The 14,395-nt window shown below is 68.9% G+C and carries 14 protein-coding genes and 1 tRNA gene; 3 read left to right on the top strand and 12 right to left on the bottom strand.

All coding sequences use genetic code 11. The features are described 5' to 3' along the window. Nucleotides 1-208: 208 nt before the first annotated feature. From AC0VYD_RS19475 to AC0VYD_RS19460, 4 genes are all read right to left on the bottom strand, one after another. Nucleotides 209-2,284: a hypothetical protein gene (locus AC0VYD_RS19475; RefSeq protein ID WP_475476905.1), complete on the bottom strand. Its 2,076-nt coding sequence runs from the start codon at nucleotides 2,282-2,284 to the stop codon at nucleotides 209-211. After that, the gene (locus AC0VYD_RS19470) at nucleotides 2,281-3,426 is read right to left on the bottom strand and encodes a 5'-methylthioadenosine/S-adenosylhomocysteine nucleosidase family protein (protein WP_475476904.1); all 1,146 of its coding nucleotides are present in this window, start codon (nucleotides 3,424-3,426) and stop codon (nucleotides 2,281-2,283) included. The genes AC0VYD_RS19475 and AC0VYD_RS19470 overlap by 4 nt, the downstream gene beginning before the upstream one ends. Beyond that, entirely contained in the window at nucleotides 3,423-4,166 is a 744-nt protein-coding gene (locus AC0VYD_RS19465; RefSeq protein WP_475476903.1) for an NUDIX hydrolase, read from the bottom strand. The genes AC0VYD_RS19470 and AC0VYD_RS19465 overlap by 4 nt, the downstream gene beginning before the upstream one ends. A 157-nt stretch (nucleotides 4,167-4,323) precedes the next feature. Continuing rightward, complete coding sequence (locus tag AC0VYD_RS19460) at nucleotides 4,324-4,971, bottom strand: mycothiol-dependent nitroreductase Rv2466c family protein (RefSeq protein ID WP_475476902.1); 648 nt, start codon at nucleotides 4,969-4,971, stop codon at nucleotides 4,324-4,326. 192 nt (nucleotides 4,972-5,163) lie between these two features. Here AC0VYD_RS19460 and AC0VYD_RS19455 point away from each other — a divergent pair, with 192 nt between their 5' ends. After that, nucleotides 5,164-5,820, top strand: coding sequence for a YdcF family protein (locus AC0VYD_RS19455; protein ID WP_475476901.1), 657 nt, complete (start codon nucleotides 5,164-5,166; stop codon nucleotides 5,818-5,820). 123 nt (nucleotides 5,821-5,943) lie between these two features. Here the strand turns inward: AC0VYD_RS19455 and AC0VYD_RS19450 are convergent, their stop codons facing one another. Both AC0VYD_RS19450 and AC0VYD_RS19445 read right to left on the bottom strand, forming a co-directional pair. Next, nucleotides 5,944-6,498, bottom strand: a complete 555-nt coding sequence (locus AC0VYD_RS19450) for a hypothetical protein (protein WP_475476900.1) — start codon at nucleotides 6,496-6,498, stop codon at nucleotides 5,944-5,946. A 284-nt stretch (nucleotides 6,499-6,782) separates the two neighbouring features. After that, on the bottom strand, nucleotides 6,783-7,490 hold the full coding sequence (locus AC0VYD_RS19445) for a TetR/AcrR family transcriptional regulator (RefSeq protein WP_475476899.1): 708 nt from the start codon (nucleotides 7,488-7,490) through the stop codon (nucleotides 6,783-6,785). Between the two features lie 149 nt (nucleotides 7,491-7,639). Between AC0VYD_RS19445 and AC0VYD_RS19440 the strand changes: the two genes are divergently transcribed. Both AC0VYD_RS19440 and AC0VYD_RS19435 read left to right on the top strand, forming a co-directional pair. Continuing rightward, complete coding sequence (locus AC0VYD_RS19440; protein WP_475476898.1) at nucleotides 7,640-8,587, top strand: NAD-dependent epimerase/dehydratase family protein; 948 nt, start codon at nucleotides 7,640-7,642, stop codon at nucleotides 8,585-8,587. Nucleotides 8,588-8,968: 381 nt separating this feature from the next. Continuing rightward, entirely contained in the window at nucleotides 8,969-9,439 is a 471-nt protein-coding gene (locus tag AC0VYD_RS19435; RefSeq protein ID WP_475476897.1) for an NUDIX domain-containing protein, read from the top strand. A 4-nt stretch (nucleotides 9,440-9,443) separates the two neighbouring features. On the opposite strand, the gene AC0VYD_RS19430 is transcribed toward AC0VYD_RS19435, so the two are convergent. The 6 genes from AC0VYD_RS19430 to AC0VYD_RS19405 all read right to left on the bottom strand — a co-directional run bounded on the left by AC0VYD_RS19430 (nucleotide 9,444) and on the right by AC0VYD_RS19405 (nucleotide 14,339). Then, entirely contained in the window at nucleotides 9,444-9,614 is a 171-nt protein-coding gene (locus tag AC0VYD_RS19430; protein WP_475476896.1) for a hypothetical protein, read from the bottom strand. A 167-nt stretch (nucleotides 9,615-9,781) separates the two neighbouring features. Then, entirely contained in the window at nucleotides 9,782-10,669 is an 888-nt protein-coding gene (locus tag AC0VYD_RS19425) for a nucleotidyl transferase AbiEii/AbiGii toxin family protein (RefSeq protein ID WP_475476895.1), read from the bottom strand. Further along, nucleotides 10,666-11,214 (bottom strand): type IV toxin-antitoxin system AbiEi family antitoxin domain-containing protein, encoded by a 549-nt coding sequence (locus tag AC0VYD_RS19420; protein ID WP_475480312.1) that lies wholly within the window; start codon nucleotides 11,212-11,214, stop codon nucleotides 10,666-10,668. Before AC0VYD_RS19420 ends, AC0VYD_RS19425 begins: the two co-directional genes overlap by 4 nt. Before the next feature lie 401 nt (nucleotides 11,215-11,615). Then, nucleotides 11,616-11,691, bottom strand: a tRNA-His gene (locus AC0VYD_RS19415). A 67-nt stretch (nucleotides 11,692-11,758) separates the two neighbouring features. Beyond that, nucleotides 11,759-12,409 (bottom strand): oligoribonuclease, encoded by a 651-nt coding sequence (gene orn / locus AC0VYD_RS19410; protein ID WP_475476894.1) that lies wholly within the window; start codon nucleotides 12,407-12,409, stop codon nucleotides 11,759-11,761. A 94-nt stretch (nucleotides 12,410-12,503) separates the two neighbouring features. Further along, entirely contained in the window at nucleotides 12,504-14,339 is a 1,836-nt protein-coding gene (locus AC0VYD_RS19405) for a hypothetical protein (RefSeq protein WP_475476893.1), read from the bottom strand. Between the last annotated feature and the right edge of the window lie 56 nt (nucleotides 14,340-14,395).

Below are 14,395 nucleotides of genomic sequence, written 5' to 3'. Positions count from 1 at the left end.
CCTGTGCGCGTGGGCACCACACAGGAGGGTTCCGGGCCGCCACCGGCGTCCGCGCGGGGTTCGGCGGCCCCGGGCGGACCCGGCCCTTGGCCGGGGAAGAGGGGGGAGGCTGTGTCTGTCAACGGCTATCACGGCAGCGGCCGTCGTCTCCGTGGTCCCCGGTTTCTGATCGGAAGGTGTGCAGCACCTCCGCGGGTGCACCACGAGCTCACGGCACAGGAGCCACCCGGCCCGCAAGCGGCCGAGCCGACCGCTCGGGTCGTGACGTGTCGTCCTGTGCTGGTGAGGCGGTGCCCGCTGCAGACGCATCGGTCTCGGGGCGGTCGGACACGAAGGCGGGGGGAGGCTCCGTCGTGCGTTCGAACCAGGGTTTGCCCTCGGCCGCGATGCCTTCGAGCACCCGGAGCGTGTGGGAGAACCCGGCGGTTTCGAGGTTGATGTCGGGCTCTTCGGTCTGTGACTCCTCGTCCACTGCCGCGTCAAGGTTGGCGGCCTCGGACACCACGATGCTCTCCGACGGTCCGTTGTTCAGGGTGATGTTCAGGATGTAGCGGCGTGTGCTGGCTATCTCCACCTGTACCGAGGAGACCGCGTCGAACCTGTAGTTCTTCCGTGACGTGATCCGCCATCGGGACCGCGAGAAATCGAGCACGGCCTTGGCCTCCCGGACGCCTTCCTGGGTGACCAGGAAGACCCTGATCTCATACCTCGAATAGCGCCAGGGGCCCTTGCTCACGTGCGCTGACTTGCAGGGCTGTTTCGGGGTCGGCAGAAAGGCGTGGGCGACGATCTCGTGCCAGACCAGACGGTGGTTCCGCAGGGTCTCGTCGAGGATCAGCGTCTTGTCCGCGCTCAGCCAGGCCTCCATCTCATCCTCACGGGGACGCAGGCGGCCGAGCCTGTTCTTCCACCGCTCGTGCTCCGCCTTGCGGGCGGCGTCGACGGCTTCACGCTCCTGGGACTCCTCACTGACACGTCGGCGTTCACTGTGGATCCTCAGCCACAGGGGGACAGCGAACCTGGCGGAGACCATACTGACCAGAAGACAGCCCACGGTGGAAACCGGCGCCTGTTGGAGCGCGATGCCCACGACTGACGCCGTCGCCACGGCCGTGGACAGGCACAGGAGCGCGCAGCGGACCTTGAGCGTCGAATCCACGCGGTGGATCTCGTCCGGCTCCACGGGCTGCCCTGTGCGCAGGCGCTTGCGCACGTCCCGCACCAGGAACCGGATCAGCCATTTCACCCGATCGGCTTCGATCCCGGTCTCCCGGTAGATCCGGACCACCTCGTCACGCAGGGAACGGCGCACGCCCTTCGTCCGCTCCAACCAGGCGTTCTCGTCGCGTGGTTCGGGAGCGTACTTGGCGAAGTAGTGGTCGAACTCGCGATCCACCTGATCGGCGAAACCGCCTTTGGGGGGTGCTGCGGGCGACCACCCGTAACCGTATGCGCGCTCCAGGGCTACCCTGCGTCGGTACCGGTGGTGCCAGGAGGCGACGTGCCATCCCGCGACCGGACCGAGGACGAGCATGGTGAGGCAGGCGAGCAGTGCTGTCAGGCTTCCCTGCGCCAGGGCGGAACCGGTCATGACCGCGACGGGGGTCAGCGCCGCCGCCGCCAGGAGCAGCCCGCCGAAGAAGTCCCGGCCACTGGTCGAGCACGGCTTGGGGTGCTCTGTCCGGGGCCCTGCGGGTTCGGCTTCGAAATAAGCCCAGACACGGTTCACCCGGTCGTTGGAGAACCGCTCCTCCTTGGCGTTCTTCCGGACCCGGTGCCACACGGACTGTTTCATGCTGCCGGTGAGAACCAGGTCGAGGTGGCGCAGGATCAGGTCGCGCTGCGCGGCGGGTAGGGCTTCCAGTTCGCTCACCGCGGCCCCGGTGTCGCCATCGGATCCGTCCACGCAGGACAGCAGTGCGAAGACGACCACCAGCCCCTGGCTCCATTCGTCGTGGGAGGCCGGGTCTGCGCGGACTGACAGGTTCGCCAGAACCGCCTTGTCCTCCTTCGCCAGGTCCCGGTAGGAGCGTTTGCTGAGGACGGCCAGGGCCTGGTGAAAGAGGACCTCGGGGCCCGCGAAGCCGCGTGCGCGGGCCTGTTCCAGGTGCTCCCTCGCCTTGCTCGGGACTCCGTCGGCGAGGTAGCGCACGCCCACCTTGTAGTCCTCTTCGGGCGGGTCGTCGGGGTTCACCACATAGATGTTGGAGTTGTGCATGTGCCCGACCTGGGCTCCGACCCAGGAGTGTGGTCCGGCGGTGTTGAAGGTGTCGTATCCGTTCATGAGAGCCCCTTCACCGCGGTGATCAGCGTTCCGACCTTGGTGGCCAGCGACGCCAGATCTCCCAGGAGCCCCATGAGTCGCTTCAGGGCCAGCAGCGAGGTCTTCCTGCTCTGAGGAGTGGCCTCCTCGATTCCCTTGCTCGCGATGTCGAGTTCGTTCGAGGCCGCCTCGTGGGTCTCCTCGTCGATGCGGCCCGCGGAACGCTCCCGGGACACTTCCTCCCGCAGCGAAGCGAGCTGGTCGGGAAGGTCGACGGGGGTGGGATCGGCGGAGTTGAGCGCCACGTGGAACGTGCCGCCGCTGACGTGGCCGGCCTGGACCCCGACGCTGCCATGGGCGGTGTTGGTGACACTGCCGGAGTCGCGGGGGGTGCTGTTCTCGCGCATGCTGGAGGGCTCCGCTTCGATGAGTTCGGTGGCGAGTTCGAGGGCGAAGGCGGCGGCGTTCGCGGCGGCGATCGGCTGCCACTTCCGATCCGCCTCGGTGGCCTTCGCGCCGTCCGCGCGGTCACTGATTCCGCGCACGATCGCCACCGGTGTCGCGCTCAGGTGTCCTGCCTGGGCGATCCCCGCCCCCTCCATCTCCACCGCCAGGGCGTCGTTGAAGGTCTGCCTGATCCATTCGGCCTCGTGGGAGACGCGGGAGTTCTGCACGATCTCCCCGGCGGCGATGGGGCCGAAGTGCACCCGTGGCCGGGGCCGCTCCGCGGGAGTGAACCGGTCCCAGGTACCGATCCTGGCCAGGTGCGCGGCCGTCTGGCTGATCCCGTGCGGTGACTCCCACGCACGGGGTCGGGCCTTGAGCCCGTCGTCCTCGCTGGTCCCGCCGTGGTAGGCGTACACGTGCGTTCCGACGACCACGTCACCGAGCGGTGTGTTCCACAGGGCTCCGGCCACTCCGACGAAGAGCAGGGCGGCGGGTGAGAATTCCTGGATGGCCCGTTCCGTCAGAACGGCGGAGGACTGGTTGCCCTTGCCGGTCAGACCGAGGACGACGCGTCCGCGGCCGCCGGGCAGGGAACCGATTTCGAACCGGGTGCCCCGGGGGTGCCGGTACACCTCGGGGGAGGTGAGGCGCTCGCGTACGGCTTCGTATTCCAGGTTCAGGGCGGTCAGGACCACCACCAGGTCGTTGCTCGTCATTCCGTCTCGCTCTGGGTCGGGGGGTTCTGGTCCGGGGGGAGGGGACGCATCATCGGGGGGCGTAGCAGGTGCTCGGGACCGGCTTGGAACAGGCGGGCGGGGCGTCCTCTGGTGGTGCGTCTGTCCGAGCCGACGGGGGTGAGGAAGCCGGGTACCGCTTGGACCTTGCGGTAGAAGTTGCGTGGGTCGAGTTCGAAGCCCCACACCGCCTCGTACACGCGTTGCAGGTCGGTGATGGTGAAGGTCTCGTCGCAGAAGGCCGTGGCCAGCGAGGTGTGTTCGATCTTCGTGCGGGCGCGTTCCAGGCCGTCGTCCAGGATCTGGTGGTGGTCGAAGGCGAGGGGTCTTCGACCCGAGGTGAACTCTTCGACGGGGCACCAGGAGGCCGCCGAGGCGTCGGTGCCCGCTTCCGGTTCCGGCAGCCCCGGCGCGATGGCGAGGTGGGCGACGGAGACGATGCGCCCGCGCGGGTCCCTGTCGGGGCGGCCGTAGGTGCCCAACTGCTCCAGGTGCAGCGAGGTCGCGTCGAGGTCGGCCTCTTCGCGGAGTTCCCTTCGTGCCGCGTCGACGATGTCCTCGCCCGCGTTTGAGATGAACCCTCCGGGAAGGGCCCAGCGGCCCTTGTAGGGGGCGATGCCCCTCTCGATGACCAGGACGTGGAGGGCCGATGACCGCAGGGTCAGGATCACCAGATCCACGGTCAGCAGGACGGGGGGTGGTTGCCACGTTTCGTTCGGCATGCCGTGAGCCTAACTTCTTGTCAGTTCAACAAAAAGCTATTCTCGGAAATTGGTGCCCGTGGTCGCTCTTTGGCTGGTGTGCCGATCATCAGCCCGTGTGGCTGATGTTTCTGGTGGTTTCCAAGTGCTTGCTGCCATGCGCCCACCACGGGTCCCGTTACGCCGGACCGGCGTCCCAGCCGCCGACGTCAGGGTTCGGGTCGGCGGGCGTACCCCTGAGCTCGTGGAAACCCGGAACGCCCGCCATCAACAGCGCCCCGTCCCACAGGCGCCCCGCCTCCTCACCCCGGGGGACCCGGGAGATGACGGGACCGTTGAACGCGACCGGTGCTCCAGGGTCATCCCTCGGCGCCGCGACGGCGACGATCGGGGTGCCGGTGCGCTCGCCGAGCAGGGCGACGCCCTCGGCGTGCGAGGCGCGCACCGCACCGTCGTAGGCGTACGACGCCCCGGCCTCGGCCAGCTCCACGGGCAGCCCCGCATGGATCAGCGCGGTAGCGGGATCATTGAGCCACTGCTTCCCGTCGCCGCCGCGGTCCGCCCAGAGCGCTGCGTAGAACTCGCCGAGTGCCGCCTGCCCGTGCTCGCGCAGCACCGCCGCGCAGATGCGCACGGGTATCCAGAGGTAGCCCTCGGGGTCGCCTTCCGGATCGTCGTCGCGGTCCTCGTTGAGCACCGACAGGCTCATGATGCGCCAGCGCACCTCCAGGGGCCGGACCTTCGCCGCCTCCAGGAGCCACCGCGAGGTGAGCCAGGTGTAGGGGCAGGCCGGGTCGAACCAGAAGTCCACGGTCCGTGTTGTCATGGTCTTTCCTTCGGAACAGGGTCTGCTGTTTCTCGGGGTGAACTGTCAGTGTGAACGACAGTGCCCCGGCCCCGACGCCGAACACCGGCAGCAGTACCAGTCCGGCCAGCGGGCCGAGGTGTGGTGGAGACGGAAGCCGGTGGGCCGCGGGGTCGAGCAGGAGACCTGGTCCGATGACCAGAGGAGGGGTACATGGGGGCCATCACCCGGGAGCAGTGGCGGCACGCGGAATCGATCTGGGAGTACCACCGCATGCGCCACCGGGTGCGGCGGTGTGACGTGGCGATCGCTCTGGGCTGTAACGACATCGGCGTCGCGGAGTATGCCGCCGAGCTGTACCACGCCGGGCTCTTTCCGGCTCTGGTGTTCACCGGAGGGAACAGCCCCTCGACGGCGAAGGTGTTCCCGTCGGGGGAGGCGGTGCACTTCCGCGAGCGGGCCCTGGAACTCGGTGTCCCCGACTCCGTGGTCCTGGTGGAGCCGGAGGCATCGAACACCGGCCAGAACATCACCTTCTCCCGCAGGGCCCTGGCGACGAACGGCATCATCCCCACCACCGTGCTCCTGGTCTGCATGCCCTACATGGAACGGCGTGCCTTCGCGACCGCGCGGAAACTGTGGCCCGAGGTCGAGGTGGTGTGTGCCTCCGCGCCGCTGGGCCTGGGCGACTACGTCAGGGAGATCGGGGACGCCGGGCTCGTCATCGACATGATGGTCGGTGACCTCCAGCGGGTGATGGAGTATCCCAAGCTCGGGTTCGCTATCGGGCAGGACGTCCCCCGGGCGGTACGTGAGGCCTACGGGGCCCTTGTCGCATCAGGGTTCGACAGCCGTCTGATCCAGAGCTGACCTCGGTCGGAGGGGGGCGGGGGCGTTCCGCTGAGAGTGGTCCAGCCAGTCCTGGCAGCACCCACGGAACCACGACAGCACCTGACCGGTTCTCCGCCGTGGCCGGTGTGCACACCGACCACGTTACTGCTGGTGGGGGTTCTGGTTCCAGGGGCCGTACTGCGGGGGCTGCTGGCCGTAACCCTGCGGCGGGTACTGCTGCTGTGGGTAGTAGGACACCGCGTGCTGGCGCAGGTACTCCTGGTTGGCTGCCGGGTTGTGGACCGCGAAGAACCACTTGGACAGGGGGTGGTGCAGCTGGACCAGCGCGGTGATGGCCATCGGGAGCAGGAGCAGCGCCCAGAGGAAACCGGTTCCGCCGAGCAGGGAGAGCGACTGCAGGACGATCTGGATGATCAGGACGACCTTGGTCATGGTTCGCGCCCAGGAGTGGCCGCGGATGAGGGGGACCGCGGTCACACCCAGGAGCGCGGCGATCACGAGGTGGTGCAGAGAGGCGCCGAACGCGTAACCGGGCTCCACACCGGCCATGGGCGCGGTGGCCATGTTGACGGTGAGGACGATCAGCGCGACGGTCACGGTGAGCCAGAGCATCACGGCCACGATGTTTACCGGGCCGGGAGCGGGGGCCTGCTCCAGGGAGGGGGTCGGGCCGGGCTGCGGAGGCTGGGGGTACATGGGGGCCTTCGTGGTGAGGATGAGGGGAGCCCCGCCGCGGTCGGCTCGTGCCGTGGCTCGCGGGACGGAACCGCTGAAGTAGGTGCAAAGCGTAGTGTAGTTGTCATTCGAACACGCTTCGTGTCTGGGTGTGCCGGGCACATGCGGACGCCCGCGCCCCCGCGGGTCGCGGGCGGGATGCTCTTGCCGCCAGCGGGTGAGTTTCTTCCCCGGGGTGTCCGGGCGTGCCCACCACAGGCGGGTGCGGGTGTCACGCCGGGCGGCCGGTTCGTTGCCGCTGACGCTCAGGGAAGGCCGAACAGGTCGGCCAAGGCCTCGAACTCGCTGTGCAACAGCACCTCGGGATCGAAGCCCATCCCCTCGAAGTGGCCGCTGACTTCGAGGTTGACCGGCCCGTGCATCCGAGTCCAGGCCAGGAGCCCGCCGGCGAGGGACCTGCCGACAGCTTCCGGATCACCGTCTCCGCCCGTGTAGCTGAGCACCCACTCCGAGACGGCCGGCTCCCGCAGAGCCCACGCCGTCATCTGGCGTGCCAGGGGCAGTACGTGTTCTGAGGGCCGCGAAGAGGCGAAGACCGTCAGGAACGGCCCCAGCGCGGCGCGGGCCCGCAGCAGGGTGTCCGCCGGGGCCTGGTATCCGGGTAGCGGGTCACCGGCGATCAGCAGGTAGCGGTGGGGTTCCTTCCGGGCCCAGGCGCGGTAGGCGGCGCTCATCCGGTGCAGGCGCTCGCGCGGCGGAACGTCGGTGGGGACTTCGGCGGTGGAAGCGCCCACGTCGTCGTACGCGTCGCGGATCAGCGCGCTGATCAGGTCGTCACGGTTGGCGAAGTAGCGGTACATCGCCGGTCCGGACATGCCCAGGCTCCTGGCGACACGCGTCAGTGCGACCGAGCCGATGCCCCCCTCGGCGATCTGTGCCAGTGCGATCTGCTTGATCTCCTCCTTCGTGTGTTCCCGGTATCGGGCTCGGGGGCCGTGTTGCGCCGGAGACATCGGCTCTTCCTCTCGTTTCACGCCCTCACCTCGGTGAGAAGGCGCACATTTCTGCGATTCAGCCTAGCAATAGTTACGACTCGTAACTAAAGTGAGGATTTGTAACTAACTCGTCTCGCGACTCCCCTCACCACGACCCAGGAGCAGCAATGAGAGCCAGAACCCCGTCTCGCGACCTGCACGTCGTTCTCGGCGCCAGCCCGGCCGGCACCGCACTCGCCGAGGAGCTCGCTCACCGCGGCCACGAGGTTCGCCTCGTCAGCCGCTCCCACGGCGGTGATCCCCTCCCTGGTGTGGCCCGCGTCGTCGGTGATGTCAGCACCGAACGCGGAGCACTCGACGCCGTCGACGGCGCCGCGGTCGTCTACCACGCCGTGAACGTCGTCTACCACCGCCAGGTCGAACTCATGCCGGGTATCCAGCGGGCCGTCCTGGCCGCGGTGGAGAGGGAAGGCGCACGCCTGGTCGTGCTCGACACCCTCTACCCCTACGGCCCCACCGGCGGGGCGGTAATGACCGAGGACACCGCCTGGAACGCCACGACAGCGAAGGGCCGGATGCGCGCCGAACTGGACCGTGCCTACCTGAGCGCCCATGACGAAGGCCTTGCCCGGGTCGTGCTGGGCCGCTCCGCGGACTTCTACGGGCCCCGTGTCCTCAACTCCACCCTGGGCGGTGCCGTCTTCCCCGGCGCGCTTACCGGCAAGACGGTTCTCGGCCTCGGCGACATCGACCTGCCGCACAGTTACACCTACATCGGCGACGTCGCCGCGGGCCTGGCCACGCTCGGCGAGAACCCCCGCGGCGACGGGCGCGTCTGGCACCTGCCCACGGCCGAGGCCGTGACGACCCGTGATGTGCACCGCCTCATCGGAACCCACGCGGAACGGCCCCTGGACGTGCACGTCATGGCCGAACCGCGACCGTGGGGCCCCTTCGACGAGGTCTTCATGAACGAGTACGCCGAGTTGTTCTACCAGCACACCGAGCCCCAGATCATGGACTCTTCCCGGTTCCAGCGCGAGTTCGGGGTGCACCCGACCGAGCTGGAAGGCGGCCTCGCCGCCACCTTCGACTGGTACCGAGGTCTGCTCTGAGGAGTACCGGCCGTGTGGCGGTGGATACGCCGCTGTCATCGGGCGGTGGGGGCGGGGCGGGAGCGCGATGCCGGGCCGGACGGCCGGAGCCCCGCGTGCGACGACCCCGCGGCCGGTGGACAGCAGTCCGTGCGGGGCATGGACGGACCTGGGGAAACCGCCCCGGATACTGCTTGTGTGGTCCCGCCTGGACGGTGAGGGTCCTGCGTAGGCCAGCAGCGGACAGAGGGGGCGGTCGCCTTCCAAGTCCACCAGCATGCGATGAGCCATCAGGTCGTGGGACGCATGCTGCGGACCACGTCAGGTAGGCGGGACGGGAGGCTGGCGGATCTGGCACACCGGATACGGATGCTCTGATGCGAAGATCGTTAGTGTCGGGGTATGGCCTCTGATCCCGCTGAATCCTTCGCTCGCCCCCGGGTGGCTGCCGGTGCTCTGTTCTTCGATGAGCTGGGGCTGGTGATGATGGTGGTCCCGACCTACAAGGACCATCTGGAGATCCCCGGCGGGTACATCGAGCACGGGGAGACACCGACTCAGGCCGTGGCGCGTGAGGTGGAGGAAGAACTGGGGATCATCCCGCCGATCGGGCGGTTGCTGGTCGTGGACTGGGCGCCCACACCAGCAGAGGGGGACAAGCAGTTGTTCGTCTTCGACGGTGGAATGCTCGACCAACACTGGTTGGACCGGATCGTCCTCGACCAGGAGGAGTTGGCGGGGTACGGGTTCCACGAGGTGGCCGCTGTTGGGACGGTAACGATCCCCCGGCTCGCCCGCAGGATCGCTCAGGGGGACCGTGCACGCCGTGAGGGGACCACGCTCTACCTGGAGAACGGCGAGGTCGTCGCGTAACGGATTACCGGTGGCTGTGCAGGGTGGCCCCGACGTGGAGTTTGAAGGTGTGGGCGTCGGCGCGGGTGTCGAAGGGTTCGGACTGGGGCGGCCCGCCACGGGTGCCGCCGAGCCGCCATTTGACCCAGTAGCGGGTGCGTCCGTCGGCCAGGGTGCGCTGGTTGATGGTTGCCATGGGTGGACCGTCGCTTGGGTGCGGGCCAAAGCGAAGGGAATCCGCGAAGGTCCTCGAAGATCTTCGCGCAGGCCAGGGCGGGTAACCGTTTCCTCAGCTGATCGCCTTAATGTCCAGGACGCGGTATTTGATGCCCTTGCGTGGTCGTTCCGTACGCCCGACTCTCGCTAGATCCCTGTGGTCGATGTCTTTGCGCTGGCGGTGCCCGGGCCATGCGAGAACACGGGATCGATCACTTCCGCGACCTTCGCCATCTGGTCGTCGAGGCTGGCCTCGCTGATGTCCTCAACGCCTTCCTTGCGCCGCCACGCCTTCCACTTGGTCTGGCCGACGGCGCCGTACCCCTCTATCACGGGTGAGATCGGCCCGAGTTCGACCCTGCGGTAGCGGGCGACGGCTCGCGCGGACTCCAGCAGCTGCTCCTCGTCGAGGCCGTGCTGTGCGGCCAACTGGACGATGTCGACGAAGTCGCGCCAGCGGGTGCTGGCGATGCCGCGTTCCAGGATCGTCACGCCTTTCTCGGCCACCGTTGTCTCGGGGGCGTAACCGAGCATCTCGATCTCGCCCCCGAGGATGCGGGGTACTCTGACCGGCTTCGGTGACGGGACGATCGGGTCTCCGGTCGAGATGTCCCAGGCGATGACGGTTTTCTGGGAGCCGATGTAGGCGGTGACCCGCATGCGCAGACCCGGGTAGTCCGCCTGGTCGCGGATCTCCTGCACGCGCATCGTGTCGAGATCGAAGACCAGGCCGTCGGGGACCTGGACTTCAGCCGCGTCACGAATGACCTGAGTGATGACCTCGGGCGTGACCGTGGTCCTGATCGCCTCCGCGTCGACGTCCTTGGTCGGACGACGGACTCCGTAGACGGCGAGGAGGATGCCGCCCTTCAATACGAAGTCGTCCTTGTGCGCCGTTCGGGTCAGCCGGTCGAGGAACGATTCGAGCGCGTGCCTGGTGAGGTACTCGGCGGTCGGTGCGGGTCTGCCTTCTGTGGCCGAGGCCGCCCTGGCCTTCTTCTGGATCTGCCGGAACACCTCATCGCCACTGGTCACGTGAGCACCTCCAGTGCTTGCAGGACCGGGCCCTTCGCCCGGGGAAGGTGGGCGGCGACCGACATGAGGCGGGCTGGCTTGCCGCCACGGCGGAGCCATTCGCGCAAGGCGTCCCTCCCCAGTTCGTACCCGAGGTCGCCCCGGAGCCGGAACGCGTCCGCGATGCTGCGCTCGGGCGAGTAGATGCCGATGTGCAGTTCCGACCCTGGAATGGGGATCTCAGAGCGTCCGAGGCCGAAGGTCTGCTTCGCGAGCAGGTGCCACTTGATCGCGGCTCGGGTTGCCGGAATGCGGGTGCCGCGCGGGATCGCGATGTCCACGGCGTCCGGGATGGAGTCGGTCAGGTCGTGGTAGGCCAGCGCGGAGGTGAGACAGATCGTTGCCTCGGGTCGGCGGCTCGCTGCTTCGATCCAATCCCAGTCCGCAGTCGGTGCGTCAGCGGAGCGGTAGATGCCTCGTGCGATGCGCTCGTACTTTCCCTCGTGGGCGGCGCGGTACAGGGTGCTCTTGGACATGCCGAGGTCGGGCGTCTGCTTGGGTCGCACGATCTCCAAGGCGCTCACCTCCGTGATCCGTTCCGTATACAGGTAACATTATCTGTATACGTTTTGTTTCACAAGGCAAGTGTCCGGTCCAGGGGATCCACGGACCCGCGCGGATGCTCGTGGAGAAGGGGCGGGTGGAGGTTCTCGACAATCTTTCCACAGGCCAGGACGGGTGTCCGGTCGATCCGCAAGTGCCTACTGGTGGCGGGTCTGTGCGGCTTCGGGGCGGGTCCGGTCCGGGGGTGCACGGGCGTGCACCCTCACCACATCGGTGAGTGACGGGATGGGTGGTGCGCACTCACCGGCCCGGGTTTTGGGTCCCGTGCACCCTCCGGTGCACCCCCGACAACGCAAAAGCCCCTGACCTTGCGACATTGTCGCTGGTCAGGGGCTTGAGCCTCTGGGGTGAGTGACGGGACTTGAACCCGCGACTTCTTGGACCACAACCAAGTGCTCTACCGGCTGAGCTACACCCACCACGTCCGCCTGGCCTCTCGGCCCTGCGTACGTATGAAAGCTTAGCGGACTCCGAGGAGTGCTTCGATCAGTTTTCCGGGTCCGTCTTGGCGAGAGCCGCGTCACGTGCGGTCAGACCGGTGCCCCCGTCGACGACCTCGGCGGCGATGGCGCGGGCCGTGGCCGAGCTCGGTCCCGGCTCGGGGACGAACGCCGCGGCGCGGAAGTACCGCAGCTCACGGATGCTCTCGGTGATGTCGGCGAGGGCGCGGTGGCCGCCCTTCTTCTCCGGGCTGGCGTAGTAGACACGCGGGTGCCAGCGGCGCAGGAGCTCCTTGATCGAGGAGACGTCCACCATCCGGTAGTGCAGGAAATCGTCGATCCGGCGCATGTCGCGTGCCAGGAAGGTGCGGTCCGTGGCGATGGAGTTGCCGCACAGGGGTGCCTTGCGCGGTTCGGTCACGTACTGGCGGATGTGTTCGAGGACGCGGTCCTCGGCCTCCTCCAGGGTCACGCCCTTGTCCAGCTCCTCCAGGAGCCCCGAGCTGGTGTGCATGTCCCGGACGAAGTCGCCCATCCGGTCCAGGGCCTCCTGCGGCGGCTTGATCACGACGTCCACACCCTCGTCGAGGATGTTCAGGTCCCCGTCGGTGATCAGACAGGCCACCTCGATAAGTGCGTCGTTCTCGAAGTCGAGGCCTGTCATCTCGCAGTCGATCCACACCAAACTGTCATTCATACCGGTCAGCTTAGAGGCTGGGCGGACCGGCCCGCAGACGCGAAGGGGGCGGCGGGCCTCGGCCCGTCGCCCCTCATCGTTGCTCGCTGCCGGGTCAGTCCCAGACGTAGGGGTCTGAGACGCCCTGCGGCTCACCGACATCGAAGATGTCGTACATCCAGTCCCACACGTCCCAGAACTGGAGGTAGGCCAGCGCCAGCAGAACCAGCACGATCAGGACCAGGAAGAAGCAGCCGCAGCCGCAACCGCGCTTCTTCTTGGGCGGTGTGGGTGGTGTGGGCGGCTGCTGGGGCGGCGGCCCGTACGGGTTCTGCCCGGGGCCGCCGTGCGGGCCCCACTGGGGGGCGCCGGGGGGCGGTCCGCCGGGAGGGCCGCCCATGGAGCCCTGCGGCGGACGGCCGGGGCCTCCGGGCGGCGGACCTCCGGGAGGGCCGCCCATGTGCGGCTGGCCGGGGCGTGGCCCGGGGCCGCCGGGCGGTCCCCACTGCCCGGGCGGCGGACCCTGCGGGGGCATCGGGGGCCGGTGGCCCATCTGCTGCTGCGGCGGGAAGCCGCCGGGCGGCGGTCCGAACTGCTGGTGCGGCTGTCCGGGCGGCGGGTAGCCCTGCTGCTGGTAGCCGTACTGGGCACCGGAGGGCGGCTGGTTCGGCCCCGACTGCGGGTGCTGCGGGCCGGACGGCGGCTGCTGGCCCGGGAAACCCCCCTGGGCCGGGCCGCCCGGGGGCACGGCGGGGCCGTGGCCCTGCTGTGCGCCCGACGGGGGCTGGTTCGCGCCCGACGGGGGCTGGTTCGGTCCGGAGGGGGGCTGCGGCTGGCCCGGGTTCTGCGGGGTCCATCCGGCGGGCGGGACACCCGCGGACTGCGGGGCGCCGGCCTGGGGCTGCTCGGGGGCGGCGGGGGCCTGCTGCTGGGCCTCCTCGGCCCGCCTGCGCTCCTCCTCGGCCTGCTGCTTGGCCTCGGCCTCCCTGCGGACCCGCTCCTCCTCGCGCTTCTGGGCGGCCTCCGCCTCGGCCTGACGGCGCTGTTCCTTGCGCTCCTCGGACAGGTCCGACCAACCCTCCTTGAGGTTGCCGAGGAACTTGTTGAACTTGCCGCCCTTGCCGTCGTCCTCGCCCGTACCGCCCGAGAACGCCGGGTCGTTGGGGTCGAAGACGGCGGTGCCGCCGGGCCCGCCGGGCTGGTCGCCGCCGGGGTTGAACACGGCGGTGCGCGGGGTGTCCCCGATGCTGCCGGGGTCGAAGACGGCGGTGCGGGGTGTGTCGCCGATGCCCTCGTCGGCCAGGTTGGCCGTGGGGACCTCGTCGTCACCGGCATCGGGCGTGTCGTCGCCCGCGCCGGGCAGGTCGGAGGGGCTGACCCGCATCGTGGCTCCGGGGCCGCCGCCCAGGTCCGCGGTCGCCTCGTCGTCGGCCAGGTCGGCGGTCGGCTCCTCGTCGGCCGGGTCCTGGCGCCAGGACGGGCTGATCCGCATGGTGCTGGGTTCGTCGTCGACCGGTGCCGCGGGGGGACCGGCCGCGCTGTCCGGCTCCGAGGCCTGTCGGGCCCACGACGGGTCGATCCGCATGGTGCTGGGCTCGTCGTCGCCGGGGGTGGGGGTGGGGGTGGAGGACGAGGGCTGCGAGGGCGCGGAGGTCTGCTCCCAGGACGGGCTGATCCGCATGGTGCTGGGTTCGTCGTCGACCGGTGCTGACGGCGAGGAGGAGCCCAGGCGGACCGTGTCCTCCTCGTCGTCGTCGGGAAACGGGGAGCCGTCCCTGTTCTGGTCGCCCAGGTCGGTGGTGGCGGCTTCCTCGTCGGAGCCGTCGGCGCCGCCCTGGAGTTCGCTCAGTGAACGGGTATGCCTCGTCCACTCGTCACCGTTCCACCATCTGAGCGTCTGCGCGTCGCCCTGCGGGTCGGCGTACCAACCCGGCTCGATAGATCCACCCATGGGCGACAGACTAAGGGGTTTTGGCGCTGTACTTAACCAGTGGTATCCGATTCTTC

It is taken from the genome of Nocardiopsis sp. iso_40, assembly GCF_056173285.1.
This window is presented reverse-complemented; position numbering and strand designations above follow the sequence as displayed.

What these genes read in the sequence shown, in the direction of transcription:
- AC0VYD_RS19475 (WP_475476905.1), bottom strand. Translation starts at nt 2,284, where the DNA reads ATGAACGGATACGACACCTTCAACACCGCCGGACCACACTCCTGGGTC.
- AC0VYD_RS19470 (WP_475476904.1), bottom strand. Translation starts at nt 3,426, where the DNA reads ATGACGAGCAACGACCTGGTGGTGGTCCTGACCGCCCTGAACCTGGAA.
- AC0VYD_RS19465 (WP_475476903.1), bottom strand. Translation starts at nt 4,166, where the DNA reads ATGCCGAACGAAACGTGGCAACCACCCCCCGTCCTGCTGACCGTGGAT.
- AC0VYD_RS19460 (WP_475476902.1), bottom strand. Translation starts at nt 4,971, where the DNA reads ATGACAACACGGACCGTGGACTTCTGGTTCGACCCGGCCTGCCCCTAC.
- AC0VYD_RS19455 (WP_475476901.1), top strand. Translation starts at nt 5,164, where the DNA reads ATGGGGGCCATCACCCGGGAGCAGTGGCGGCACGCGGAATCGATCTGG.
- AC0VYD_RS19450 (WP_475476900.1), bottom strand. Translation starts at nt 6,498, where the DNA reads ATGTACCCCCAGCCTCCGCAGCCCGGCCCGACCCCCTCCCTGGAGCAG.
- AC0VYD_RS19445 (WP_475476899.1), bottom strand. Translation starts at nt 7,490, where the DNA reads ATGTCTCCGGCGCAACACGGCCCCCGAGCCCGATACCGGGAACACACG.
- AC0VYD_RS19440 (WP_475476898.1), top strand. Translation starts at nt 7,640, where the DNA reads ATGAGAGCCAGAACCCCGTCTCGCGACCTGCACGTCGTTCTCGGCGCC.
- AC0VYD_RS19435 (WP_475476897.1), top strand. Translation starts at nt 8,969, where the DNA reads ATGGCCTCTGATCCCGCTGAATCCTTCGCTCGCCCCCGGGTGGCTGCC.
- AC0VYD_RS19430 (WP_475476896.1), bottom strand. Translation starts at nt 9,614, where the DNA reads ATGGCAACCATCAACCAGCGCACCCTGGCCGACGGACGCACCCGCTAC.
- orn (WP_475476894.1), bottom strand. Translation starts at nt 12,409, where the DNA reads ATGAATGACAGTTTGGTGTGGATCGACTGCGAGATGACAGGCCTCGAC.
- AC0VYD_RS19405 (WP_475476893.1), bottom strand. Translation starts at nt 14,339, where the DNA reads ATGGGTGGATCTATCGAGCCGGGTTGGTACGCCGACCCGCAGGGCGAC.